The sequence below is a fragment of the Streptomyces sp. NBC_01426 genome, from assembly GCF_036231985.1.
Lineage (GTDB): Bacteria > Actinomycetota > Actinomycetes > Streptomycetales > Streptomycetaceae > Streptomyces.
Genome location: NZ_CP109501.1, coordinates 867807 through 880992, shown reverse-complemented (window position 1 = coordinate 880992; position 13186 = coordinate 867807). Strand labels below are relative to the sequence as shown.

The 13186-nt window shown below is 68.6% G+C and carries 5 protein-coding genes; all 5 read right to left on the bottom strand.

Annotation, left to right across the window (positions count from 1 at the left end):
• Position 1 precedes the first annotated feature (1 nt).
• The 5 genes from OG906_RS38270 to OG906_RS38250 all read right to left on the bottom strand — a co-directional run bounded on the left by OG906_RS38270 (position 2) and on the right by OG906_RS38250 (position 11990).
• Positions 2–1366, bottom strand: a complete 1365-nt coding sequence (locus OG906_RS38270) for a hypothetical protein (protein ID WP_329448904.1) — start codon at positions 1364–1366, stop codon at positions 2–4.
• Positions 1367–1404: 38 nt separating this feature from the next.
• Positions 1405–5046, bottom strand: a complete 3642-nt coding sequence (locus OG906_RS38265) for a hypothetical protein (protein ID WP_329448903.1) — start codon at positions 5044–5046, stop codon at positions 1405–1407.
• Positions 5043–7274 (bottom strand): hypothetical protein, encoded by a 2232-nt coding sequence (locus OG906_RS38260; protein WP_329448902.1) that lies wholly within the window; start codon positions 7272–7274, stop codon positions 5043–5045. The genes OG906_RS38265 and OG906_RS38260 overlap by 4 nt, the downstream gene beginning before the upstream one ends.
• Before the next feature lie 6 nt (positions 7275–7280).
• Entirely contained in the window at positions 7281–10559 is a 3279-nt protein-coding gene (locus OG906_RS38255; RefSeq protein WP_329448901.1) for a DUF6603 domain-containing protein, read from the bottom strand.
• A gap of 915 nt (positions 10560–11474) precedes the next feature.
• Positions 11475–11990, bottom strand: coding sequence for a hypothetical protein (locus tag OG906_RS38250; protein WP_329448900.1), 516 nt, complete (start codon positions 11988–11990; stop codon positions 11475–11477).
• Positions 11991–13186: the final 1196 nt, after the last annotated feature.

Here is a 13186-nt window from a genome sequence, read left to right as displayed (position 1 = left end):
GTCAGAGTTCCGGGTCTGGGGTGACGGTCCGCTCATCCTGCGCGAGAGCTTCCGGCTCCTGCATTCCCTCCGGCTCCTCACTAAACGAGCTGGCAGAGGAGATATGCTGTGCCCTCCAGTTAGCATTGCGGTAGAGGGTCCTAAAAGTTTTGACCACCGTTGTCTCGCCGCCATAGTCGTAATCTTCCGTAAGGTACTTGCTCGACAAGCCCACGAAGCGGAGCGTGTCGCCCGCCCGGAGCACCCGATTTCCTCCCGCCTTGATATTGCCTGCGGCGGTGACGTCTCTGGTGGTCGTGATGCTGTTGTTGAAGGTGCTCGCCCCGGTGACGTTCAGGACCGCGTCGACCTTCAGGCCCGCGTTCTGGCTGACCCGCAGCGGGTTGCTGCCCGCACCGCGCACCGATCCGGCGACCGTCAGGTCCTTGGCGGTGTTGCTGAGGCTGACGCTGTCGGCGAATGTGCTCGCCCCGGTGACGTTCAGGACCGCGTCGACCTTCAGACCCGCGCTTTGGCTGACCCGCAGCGGGTTGCTGCCCGCACCGCGCACCGATCCGGCGACCGTCAGGTCCTTGGCGGTGTTGCTGAGGCTGACGCTGTCGGCAAATGTGGCCGGGCCCTGGACGGTTAGGTTCCTGACGACGAGGTCAGGAATGCGTACGGTGACCGCCGTGGTCAGGGTGTGGGTGAGGGTGACGCCACCGGCCGTGACTTCGGCGCGGAGCATGAAGCCGGTGACGGTGGTCAGGCCGCGCGGGGTGGACCAGACACGTTCCTTGTCGAGGGGGACTCCGGCGGGGGTGTCGCCCCAGTGCATCGTGTACTTCGCGTCCGAGCCCTCCCAGCGGAGCACGGCGACCTCACCGTTCTCCACCATGATCTTCTCGGGTGCGAAATTCCGGAACACGAACCCGGCCGGGAACTTGTCCACCACGACCGCAGCGTCCTTGTTGGTGAAGCTCCCGTTCGTCTGCGACGAACTCTCGACGATCGCGATGGAGACCTGACCCGCCGTGCGGTTGACCGCGATGTTGGACAGGGTGAGGGTGACGATCTGCCCGGTGAACTGCACCGCGCGGGCCGGGGTGAAGGTGATGACCGCGAAGCCGCCGGAGACGGTGGGGGCGGACGGCGTCCAGCCGGTGCTGGCACCGGTCTTGATGTCGGCGCCTTCGGTGGTGAGGTGCTCGGCCCCCGCGCCGACCGGCACCCGGACGGTGATTTTGTTGCACCAGGCCGGTGTGGTGATGCCGCCGCCGACATTGATGTTGACGGAGCCGTATTCGGTTTCCTCGGCGGAGCTCACCCGCAAGGGCTTGGGGTCGGTCGACGGTTCGTACGGCAGCAGGTTGGTGGCGTTCACCATGATAACGCTCATGCAACAGCCTTTCTGTAAACGGAGGTTCAGGAGGTTTCGGTCGCGTCGAGCAGCAGGTATCCATACCGGGCTTCCGCCTGCGGATCCCCGAAGTGCGCCGCGGAATCAGCCGGAACGATCGGCAGCTCCACCCACTCGGTCTCCGATCCGCGCGGCTCAGCCCAACTCCACGTTCCGTGCCACGACGCGGGCTGCGGCAGCACCACGCCTGCCTCCGTCGGCTCCTCCCCTGCCCGTGCCCGCCGGGCTTCCTCGGCCTTGTCGACCCGCTCGGCCGCGAGCAGTGGGCCGAGCCGGAAAGACGCCCGGATCCGCCGCATCGCCTCGGACACCAGGTCGTCGGGCAGCTGCACCTTGGTCACCGGGAGGATGTCCGTGGTGGCATGCACCGCCGCGTACGGATCCATCAGCAGCGTCAGGTGGTGCGTCACCGGCTGGTCTGGGGTGCGGGCGGGCACGGCCAGGCCGTGGCCTTTGTCGATCGGGGTCAGATAGCCCCCACCACCCTGCGGCATGACCGCGTGGAAGAGCTCGTACGAAGTCTCCTGATCGGGCCCGGTCGCCCCGACGAAGTATCCGATGAGGCCGTCGCCGAGCCGCTTCTCGTTGCCGAGCCGGACCGGCCAGCGGTAGCCGTCGTACTCCTCCTCCGACTCCCCCAGCACCTGGTCCCAGCTCGGGTTGCTCAGCAGCGGCCCTTCGAGCTCGACGCCCAGATCGGCGCGCACCAGTGCGAGCGGGCGGCCGATGAGCCGCAGCGGAGAGCCGTCCTCCTGGGCCGCGTCGTCGAGGATGGTGTCGAGGGTCTGGTCGATGGTGTCGAGCAGACCGGTGAGTGCGGCGGCGGGTTTGTCCTTCAGGGTGCGGACGAACCGGGCCAGGTGCGGCATGGCGTCCTCGAACGCCTGGGCGTCGACGTCGGGGTGGGGCGAGCCGGGGAGCGGCAGCCACACGCTGTCGTCCGCGCCGTCGATGTCCTTGACGACGCGGAGTTCACCGAGGGCGACGCCGTCGGGTCCGTGGACGACGAGGGTCTGGTCGAGATGGTTGAGCAGCAGCCAGCCCGCGAGGGGGCTTTCCGTCGTGGCCGCGCGGGCCATAGGCGAGAGCCGCTGTCCGTCCACGGCGCGTACGGTCTCCAGCCGCACGCGGGCGCCCTGGAGGAGACGCGGGCCGAGCTGGACGAAGCGGGCGGTGCCGATGAGGTCCTCGTGCAGGACGCTGTCAGGGGCGACGCTCTCCGCGAGGGTGAGGGAGACCTGTTCGTGGTTGGCGCTGTTGACGATGTCGTAGGTGCGGCCGAAGCGGTCGACGATGCGCAGGTCGTGAAAGGCGAACTGGCCAGCGCGGACCGGCTGGAACGGTGTTCCGGGGTCGCCGGCGGGCGGTTCGAGCGGGCCGCCTTCCGGGACGCTCTGGATGTCGCCGACGAGCCTGGCGGTGACCTCGGGGACGTGCACAGTGGTCCTGGCGGTGCCGTCCTGCTGGAGGAGCCAGTCGTGGAAGCCGTCGAGACGCTGGGAGAGCATTCCGGGGTCACCGAGTTCCTCGCGCAGGGCGAGCAGGCCTTCAGTGGGAGCACCGGAGTAGGTGTCGAGGTAGCGGTCGATCTGCTTCTGCAGGACGAACGGCGCACTCGGGGTGAGGAACGCCCGGTTCTTGAAGGTGAGCCAGCGCAGGTCGGCTTCGCCGCCGCCGGGCTGGGCTCCCCGGCCGGACCATTCGTAGCGGCTGCCGTTGAAGGTCCAGTAGGTGGTGTCGCCGGCCTGGAAGGGCGTGGGGCAGTACTTCAGTTCGTATTCGAGGTGCATGGGCAGCCAGGGCTGCCGCCACGGCGCGGTGTACTCGGGGACGGGCCCGGCGACGGCGGCGGGGTCCGCGAGAGCCGCGTCGAGAGCGCCGGGGACCCGGGCCACCTGGTCCAGGAGGGCGAACTCGGCGAGCAGCGGGGTGCAGGCGTCGGGGAGTCCGGCCAGTCCCGGGCTGGGCGGGGTGGTGGGCCGGTCGTAGGTCTTGCCGCCGACGGTGATCCTAGTGATCAGGGCCTCTGGGAGGCGGCAGGGCAGCGGGGTGTCCCGGGTGAGGGGCTCCTTGGCACCGGTGTCCTTGATGAGCACGACCGGGTCGGCGGGGCGGTAGTAGGACTCGCGGGCGACGCGCTCCAGCTGGTAGCGCGGGTCGAGTCCGCGTTCGGTCGCGTACTTCCCGATGTCGGCCGCGAGTTCCTCCGGGGTGCCGCCGGTGGGCAGTTGCCTCAACAGCACGAACTGCTCGTCGAGCAATGCCTTGGTCCGCCCGGCCAGACTCGTCGCATTGCTCTCGTCGAGCTCGACATCGGCTGCGGCGTCGAACCCTGCGGGGTGCTCAGGGGTGAACGCGGGAACCGGCTTGTTGCGCAGCCACCAGATGTTCCACAGGCGCTGCTGAGAGCGGCGGAGCCTGGGTGTGAGGTCGTCGTACCGCCGTTGGACACCGTTGAGTTCGGTCAGCCACCCGGGCTCCGGCGGCGGGAGCGGCAGCTCGTCGTCGCCTTCGACGGGGCGCGCGGTCACCTTCCACACATAGCCGCCGTCGGAGCCGGAGAACCAGGAGTGATGGGTGAGGGTGTCGAGGTCCTCTTCGCCGTCGGCGGTGTCGAGTGTTTCGAGGGTGCCGTGGAAGAGCGAGCGTACGAGGTCCCCGGTGCGCGCGGACCGGGTCTGGCGGGCGGCCAGCCGGCCGAGGGCCTCGGCGCTGCTGCTGCCCAGCGTGAGGATCTTGCTCAACTCGATGTTGCTCGGTTTGTCGGACTCGTAGGTGGCGCCTTCGCGCTGCCAGTCGACCCCCAGCGCCGAGCCGCTGTAGAGGGTGCGGTCCAGGGCGTCGGCGGCGGTGCCTTCGGGGGTGCCCCAGCCGAGGGCTTCGAGGAGGTCGGCCGTCCCGCCCGCGTCCGGCGGGAGCAGGCCGGGCACGGACGCGGCGCGGTTGAGGTAGTCGAGCGTGTCGTCGCTGTACCAGCCGACGACGAAGTAGCTCAGCGTCGCGTCGGGCGGGTGGTTGTCCAGACCGCCTTTGAGGTCCTCAAGGGTGTCGTGGATCGAGAACACGTCTTTGTTGTACGGCTGGTAGGCCGCGAAGCCGGGCAGTCCGGGCCCGGCCGCGGTCAGGTGCGGCTTCTGGGCGGGCGGTTCGGTCCACGGCGCCTGGGTGAGGTCGTGGCGGCGGCCGAGGAAGGTCAGCTCCAGCGGAGCGCCCTCCGGCGATTCGGGGTTCGGGTGCTTGTTGGTGCCCTCGACGTCGTTGCCGTCGGCGTCCTGGACCGGGCGACTTTCCAAGTAGTCGCTCTGCACGATCCACCCGGCGGCCTTGCGGTCCGCCTGCGCCGCTGTGGTGCTGTAGCGCACGACCAGCCAGCGGTTGGGGACGAAGGGGAAGGTGGTCTCCCCCGTCGTCTGGTCGTAGTGCCCGTTGGCCAGCGCCTCGGGCAGCTGCCACTGGACGTAGATGCCTTCGCTGTCCGGGCCCATGGTCTCGGTGCCGACGCCGGGGGGCGGCTCCGCGCCCGAGCCCTCTTCGATCATGGCGTCGAAGTTCGGAGTCCACCGGTTGAATGTCTCGGCGGTGCGGGTCAGCCGGTTGACGACAAGGGCGTTCACCTTGACGGGGACGATCAGGTCCGTGGCGCTCATCGGGTGGTCTCCGTCCGGGCAGCGGTGCCGGTGGGGCTGAGGATTTCCTGTTCCAGCGGGGCGTTGACGAGTTCCAGGGCCAGTTGTCCGGGGTCCAGGTCGGTGAGCCCGAATTCCCGGGCCAGGGCCGGCACCAGGCCGCCGGTGCCGAACATCTGAAGCACCGCGGGTCCGGTGTCCGGGTCGGAGCGCAGGTGGAGGTCGAAGAGGCTGCCGGTGGCCGGGTAGTAGGTCTCCAGCGGGGTGCCGATCGGCGGGTCGGCGGCAAGGCTGCGCAGGCCGAGGCGGTTCCCGGAGTCGATGCCGTAGTGGATGCCCTGTCCCGGTTCGCGGATGACGACCTTGTCGGGTACGCCGTCCCAGAGGACGAGCAGGATCCTCTTGTCCGGTTTGGCGCGGCGCAGTTCGGTGAGGACGGTGCCGTCCTTGAGGAAGGCGTTGACCTTGATGTCCGGCCAGGCGGGGATGAGTTCGGAGTGGATGAGCAGCCCGCCGGCGGCCCGCTTCGCGCTGCCCGACCGGGCGGTGGCCCGGTTGAGTTCGGGGGCGAGGCGGCTGTCGACGGAGGTGTGCACACCGACGTCGGCGGCTCCGGCGACGAGCGCGTCCAGCCAGCCCTGGTCGAGGCGGAACATCCGGAGGGATTCGAGGGGCAGCATGCGCGGGTCGGGCACGAGGTGGTGGAACGGCACGCCCTGGAGCAGGCCGAGGCGGGCCTGCCAGGCGGCGATGGCCTCGGCGTTGCGTTCCGCGGTGGTCCGTAGCAGGGAGACGGCGCGTTCTTCCGCGAGCACGGACCTTGACTGTGTACGTGTCACTCTCGGCTGCGGTGTCCTGCGTCCGGCGTCGTCCGGGAGCTGAGGGCTCTTGAGCCCGGTGCTGAGCCGCTCGCGGAAGCGTGCGGAGGCGAGTTCGCGCAGCGCGCCGAGGGCGGGCGGGGCATCCGGGTCGACCGAGGCGCGCGCCGGATCTTTGGCCAGCGCCATCAGCGTCGTCGCCCGGTTGGCGAGTTCGCGGCGGGACCGGCCGACGGCGGTGGTGTATTCGGGGTCGGCCAGGCCGATGGTGCGACCCAGAGTCCAGGCGACGGCATAGCTGACGTCGAAGATCCCGTGCTCGGGCTCGTAGATGAGCGCGTGGTCGGAGGTGGTGTGCGGGCCGGGGCTGTGCTCGGTGGGCACGTCAAAGGCGGTGACCGGCGTGGCCGGGCCGCGGTACCAGGCGAAGGTGCGTTCGCCGGAGAGGGTCAGCTGCGGGATGGCGGTGTAGCCGAGTGTCAGGCGGTCGCGGACGTAGTCGTCCTCGGGGTCGTCGGTGACCGGTGCGGTCACCGGCAGGCGCAGGGCGAGTTCTTCGGGGTCCTCGGCGCCGGGGGCGACGAGGTTCTCCAGCAGCGCTCCGGGGTCGGCGGCGGGCCCTTCGCTGCTGGTGAAGCTCCAGCTGTGCAGCGAGCACAGGCGGACGGCCGTGGTGCCGCCGGGCAGGGTGCCGGACAGGCGGCCCTCGAAGCCTTCGAGGGAGACGAGGTGGACGGCGTAATTGCCGGGGTTGTGGGGGAAGCGGTTGGCGTTGACGACCGCGTACTCCCCTTCTTCGAGGACTTCGCCGTCGGCCCGGGTCTTGTTCGCGTCGACGACTTTGCGGACGTGGGCGAGGTAGTACATCTCGTCATCGCGCGGGGCGACCGCGTTGAAGAGGTCCGCCGGGACGTCGATGGTCTGGCACTTGCTCCGGGCCTCGGCCTCGTCGACGCCGCCGGACGGCAGGTCCGGGCCTTTGACGCCTGCCTCGGCAGGGTTGCGGAGCTCCTCGACGGTGCGCAGCACGGTGTCCCCGGACGCGGCGGGGTCGTCGGGCAGTTCGTTCTCGCCGAAGACGAGCAGGGCGAGCCAGGGCGGGCGGGCCGGGGGCTGCTCGGCGCGGGTTCCGGCGAGGTTGCGTTCCCAGGGCAGGATCGACCGGCTGAGGGTGATGTGCGGCAGGGTCCTGGTGTAGGCGCCGGTGCTCTCGCGCGGCGGGTAGTAGGCGTGGACGGACGCTTCGCTGAGGACGAAGCGGACGGCCTTGATCTCGAAGGTCTCCTCGGACGGGAGCAGCTTGTCCTGGGAGTCCAGTTCGCCGCCGGGGTCGCTGAGGGTGTTCTTGACCACGACCCGGTAGTCGCCGGGGGTGGCACGCGGGATCAGGTGGTCGAGGAAGTGGATGCGCAGATCCGGTTCAGCGGTCACGGCCGGTCACCTCGTCGCGGTGGTGGTCAGGGGCGGGGTGGTCAGGCTGCGGCCGGCGAGTGCGGCGTAGCCGGTGAGCGGACTGTCGGTGTCGGCGCCGGGTCCCGCGCCGAGCCGGGCGAGGGTGCTGAGCACGGCGGTGCGGCGGTCCTTGACGGCGTCGGCGGCTACGGTGTCGACGATGGTCCGGACGCTCTGGCGGTCGGCCCGCGGCTCGGGCCCGGCGGGGTCGGACACGCGCAGGGGCATGCGACCGTCCGGGAGTCCTTCGTACGAAAGCGCCTTTGAGGTGACGGGCCCGGTGTCGGTGCCGTAGTCCGGCTCGGGGAGGGTGATCCTCAGTCCGGTGAGGCGGTTTTCGAGCAGCTGGTCGCCGTCGAGGGCATCACCGGGTTTGGCCAGGGGCTTGCCCCACAGGCCGGGGGCGACCGTGCCGGTGACCGGCTTGACCACCCAGTGATGGTCGGTGGGGTGGAAGGTCGTGCCGTCCTTGGTGATGGTGACCCGGTGGGCGGAGGTGACACCGGTCTTCCGCATGGGGCGGATGTCGATGGTCCCGTCGTCGGACTGCTTGATCAGCCGTTCGTTGATGTACAGGTGCGAGGCGGGGATGCCGGATTCGGTGGTGAAGGTGAATCCGGCCGAGGAGACGAGGGTCGGTTCCTTGGTGGCCGCGCGCCGGGCGATCTCGCCTTGGTCGGCGTCGGCGAGCAGGCCCTCGTTGGGGATGACCCGGGCGGGTGCGGGGATCTGGGTGCGGAATTCGGGCCAGTCCACGGTGGGGGTGTTGTCGCGGGAGGAGCCGAAGCCGAAGCTGAAGGAAATGAACCAGAGTTTGACGGTGGCCCGGCCCCCGAAGGGCGGCAGCCACAGGTGGAGGTCGATGCCGACCTCGACGGAGATGCGGACCCGGACGAACCAGACCTTGATGGTGGCCGCGACGCCGATGCTGATGCCGAGCCGGACATCGAGGTAGAAGGGCTTCCACTGGACCAGCACGTCCAGGTGCGCGGTGAACCACGCGGAGAAGATGCCCTTGTCGTAGACGGCGGCCAGGCGCCCGCCGAACATGAACGCGGCGGGGGTGATCGCGGCGTAGGCCTCGGCCCGCACGGTGATGTCGCTGGCTGGGGACCACACGAACCCGAGTCGCTTGGGCCGGGGGTAGTGGGTGGGGACGTTGTAGTCGGGGTGGTAGCCGCCGAGGCTGATGGCGAAGTCCCCGGCGCGGCCGCCGCCAGTCCAGACATAGACGGCAATGCCACCGGTGAGTTCGATCGAGGGATCGAGCACGTAGCTGCCGGGCAGCAGGGCCACGTCCATGGACAGGCAGTGCTCGGCGGAGCTGAAGCCGAGGCTCAGGCCGATGTTCACCTTGGCGATGGCCCGGGCGTTCGGGTTGAGGGTGCGCGGCAGGCTGACGGAGGTGCGGCCGAGCAGCATGGCCTTGACGGAGTCGCCGAGTTCGATGACGGCGAGGGCTTTGGTCTCGATGAAGCCGAAGCTGGTGAACTTCACTCCGGCGGCGATCCAGTACTGGCCCTCGGTGGGGCGGATCCAGCCGGTGGGTCCGGTGAGGGCCTTGAGGGCGTCCTCGGGGGTGTAAGGCGTCGGGGCCGGCATGCCGGGCAGCGCTTGGGCCGCGTCCAGCCGTGCCACCAGAGGGAATTCGGCGATCTCGGCGCCGGTGGGGACCTTCTTGAAGGAGCTGTTGATCCCGAATCCGGCGGAGAAGCCGGTGACGGTGAAGGGCGGCGGGCCGAAGACCGAGGCGCCGCCGAGGAGGGAGACCTCGCCGTAGATGAAGACTGAGTGCCAGCCTTCGATGCTGCGTGCCCACACGGCCTGGGCGCCGAGTTCGACGGCCATCGCCTGGACGAGGATCAGTCCGGCGAGTTCGAAGTCAAGGGTGGGGTCGTCAGGTGTCTTGTTGAGCAGGCCGCCCTTGAGGCCGATGAGCCCGTCGGCGGCGGTGGCTTCGATGTTCATGCCGTGCAGGAAGGGCAGCAGCGGGAAGCCGCCGCTCATGCCGACGTAGAAGCCGAGTCCGGCGACCTGCCAGGTGAGAGAACCGATCGTGACCTGGCCCTGGAGCTCGATCAGCAGGCCTTTTTTGAAGTCGTAGCGGAATACGATCGACGAGAGGTAGACCGGCCCGAACTGCTTGCCGATCACGAACTCGTATTCGAGCTTCGGCTTGTCCGGGCTCTCCGGAGCCGGTCCGAACTTCGGCGGGACGGTGATCACCAGTGCTGGGGTCGGATGGCCCATGACCGCGAGGTAGACCGCCGCACTCACGTTCTTACCCAGCGGGACCCCTGCCGCCGCGTTCACCACCGGCAACTGCTGGAGCGGGCCGAGGTTGTACTCCGTGACGACCCGGTTGATCTTGATGACGTCTTCGGCGCTGAGGTTTTCGGAGACGTACATGATCTGGAGCGCGGGCAGGGACAGCAGCCCATTGCCGATCATGGGTCCGACCACCGGCAGCCCGGAACCGTCCCAGTCCGTGCGGGCCCGGACCATGGCGACGGTGGTGGCCTTGGGTTTGCCGTCCTGGCCGGTGCGGCCGAGCACCGTGGTCCGCAGCACCAGCAGTTCCACCGGGTTCGCGCCGGTGCCGTGGTCCACCGGCGCTTCGGCGGTGACCATCAGGTTGTCCATCTTGCCCATCGGGTGCTGGTGCAGCTGGACCCGCTCCAGCCAGTCGACCAGCGGTCCGGGCAGTTCGACGCCGTACTCGCCGAGGGCTTCGAGCAGCGGGGTGATCAGCAGCGGCGGTCCGTCGAGGGGCTGGGCCGTGCCGATGGACTCCTTGCGCAGTTCGGCGCGGAACTCCAGCGGTTCGGCGACCGCCCCGCCGAGCTGGAAGCCCACCCAGGGCCCGGTGCCGGGGCACCGTCCGGCCGCGGCCGCGGCCGGACCGGCGGCCAGCAGGACCCGCAGTGACCGACCGCCGGACAGTCCGGACAGGTCGACGCGGGCGACGGCGGTCTGGAGCAGCCAGGTCGCCGGGCTCGCCTCGAAGAGCAGCGCGTCGACCGCCGTGCCGGTGGCGAAGAACCGGGCGCTGGCCCGCATCTCCTCACCGGCCAAAGTGACTTTGCCGGTCACTGTCAGAGCGGCGCTGTCGGCAGTCGCCTCAGTGAGGGTCAGAATGCCGCTGGGCAGATGCTCCAGGGACTCGGACTCGCCGCTCAGCCCGAGCCGCCCGGTGTCGAGCTCGAACGTACCGGCACCCCCCGCCGGGAACAGTGCAACCAGTTCGTCGACCGTCAGCGCCATGGGTGACCCCCGCCCGTAGACACGGTTTGGTGAGGCGCCCGCGGAAATGCAGGGCCCCTGTGCCGTTATGTGCCATTGCGGAAAATAAAATAGGCGAGGGTCACGGAAACATCAATACGGAGCGTGCGGGTGGCACAGTCATCCGGCCAATACGTCTGGAAAACACCGGCCAGGAACCTGGAAATGGCCACCTCTTTCCCGCCAAACGTTCTTTTTCGTGAGGGGGGTTATGATATTTTACAGGCAGGCGAAAGCGGACATCTAACCGAAGGGCCGTTCGGAGAATCGATTCGGTCAGCGCTTTTGAAGGCGACCGAGCCCGCCGCCCGCTCCACTTCGCCATCCGCCGTCCCGAATGAATAGCCGAATCGCGGAATTCGGCCAGGTGCCCCTAGGGTGGGTGGCGTCAAAGTCAGTTGATCAGGTAGCGGGGCGGTCCAGGCCGACGAGCGGATGATCCGACCGCGGGAACGCTCGGTTTGGACGTGCTCCTCCGCTTCGGGGACCGCGGGTGGCAGAGCTGCGTGGACCCAGGCGAGCGGGGCCGCCTGGTTGCCCTTGGCCGACAGGGCGTAATCGGCGTGACGCTGTTCCAGCAGGTAGGCGGCGGTGCCGCGCAGGTGGTGGGCTGGGTCGACGTTCTGGAACATCCGTCGGGGTGCTGCTACAGGTCAAACTCCAGGTGCTTGATGTTCGTGAACCGGACCTCGTCCACGCTGTCAGCATTACCTCGGGTGCGAGAGAGCGACAGGCGCGTGGGAGGTAAGTAGCCCGCAGCGAACCGTGCCTGACAGGCATTTACTGATTGCTCATTGGCTCTGCAGCATCTGCGGCGATCAGCCGGCTGTTCTCGACCATCAGCCGCTGGTTGACGTTGCGCGCCGGGTTCAAGGTCCTGTGAAAGCGTGTCCTGCTCTACACCTGACACCATGCACATGCCAGTTCAACCAACCCGACATCACGGCAGATGACTTCGCCCTCGACACCGCCGCGCCATCGCGTCGCCCGACCCTCGTGAGACTGCCGGCCTGGCTCGGAGACACCGCCTACGACGCGGACGACGAGTGCGTCGCCATCGGCGAGCGTCATTACGGCGAGCGGTTCCTCCACGACTAGGAGGAGATGCGCGCGTTTCGGGACCTGCGGCCGACGATCTTCTCCGCTGTCCAGCCCCTCCTCGGCCACGAGAGCGCGGACGCACGCGAGGCAGCTCTCGTTGCCGCCATCCCCCTCGCAGAGCACCCCCTTCTCGCCGAGCATCGGGGCGAGCTGGTCGAGCACGCCCGCCGTCTGCTGGCCACCAGCATTGATCGCCCCAACCGAGACGGCGTCCTGGACGCGCTGAAGGCATGGGGCCACGACACCAGCGCTCTGGAGAACACGGCTGACGTTGCAGCCCGCGAACGTCATGCCCGCCTCAGGGCCGAACACGCATCCCGGGGAGGTGAATGGGCAGGTAGATACAGCGAAGACCCTCCGTTCTGACTCAGAGACCCGCAGTGCCCCAGCCATCCGGCTCGCTACCGAATATCTCTACGCCACACCAGCTGAGCCAGAGTCCAGTCGGGTTCGGGCTCAACTTCTGTGGTGACGGCTCGACGATCGGTTCATCGGGACCCCGAACAATGGGAACCAGCAGGGTTCGATGCGTGCACCGGCGCGTACGGCCCGGTGCCACAGAAGTGATGCTGTTGGTGATCTTCAGTCGCCGGCGCGGTTGCGTTCCGAGAGGGCCCGGTTCGCCTGCCGCAGCCTGGTGATCCAGGGGCCAGAACCCGTTCTCACTACAATGCCAGAGGCCCGGTGCAGCCGTCGGAGTGCTCACGCGCAACTTCTGTGGTTCCGGTTCGACGATCGGTTCACGGAGACATGTCGGCTCGGAGATACACGGTCGCACAGCGGACGGAGCAGTGCATTCACTCCAAAGAGGGCATGGCGTCCGACCCTTCACGTCGGGTGGAGCCAGATCAACTTCTTACGCCGTGGAGCCACATTCCGACCGTGCGGTGGAGCCCAAAGAAGTGCTTACCAACAGGATGACAGCAAGGCGCCTGTCCGAGCCTGCCAAGGCCACGCTCGCAAGGTGCGGCGGCGAACTCGGCCTTGTCGAGATCGCACTGGCCGCCGCCGAGGAGCAGGAGACGCTCGCCGCATCCCGGCGCCCACCAAGGGAGGTCGATCCCCCGCACCCTGCGGGACTGCTGGCAGAGGCCCGGCACCAGCCGCCTGCGTGTCGGCGGCGCGTTGGGCTGTTCACCACACCCAACGCCCCAAGAACCTGCTCCCAAGTCTTCGTCGTCGAGCCGAGAGGTCCGGGTGCTCGGCGGCCGCGATGATCCTGGAAGAGACGATGCGCCTTGAGGAATCTCTCATTGTGCTGCGGGGCGGGCGCCGAAATGCGACCGTCGGATGTGCCGAGCTGCTCATCCGGCATAGCCGCACGGCCGAAGCCACCGCCGGATGTCCACCGTTGCCGACTGTGGCCGCAGCAGCTCTCTCAGCAGGCGTCCACCCCCAGCGCAAACGTCAGGGCGAGTGAATTCGCTGAATCGTTCGAATTGCAGTCCTGGATGACCTCACGAGAATGACCAGCGGCCACTGAGACCTCGGCCCGCCCTGAGCGAGAC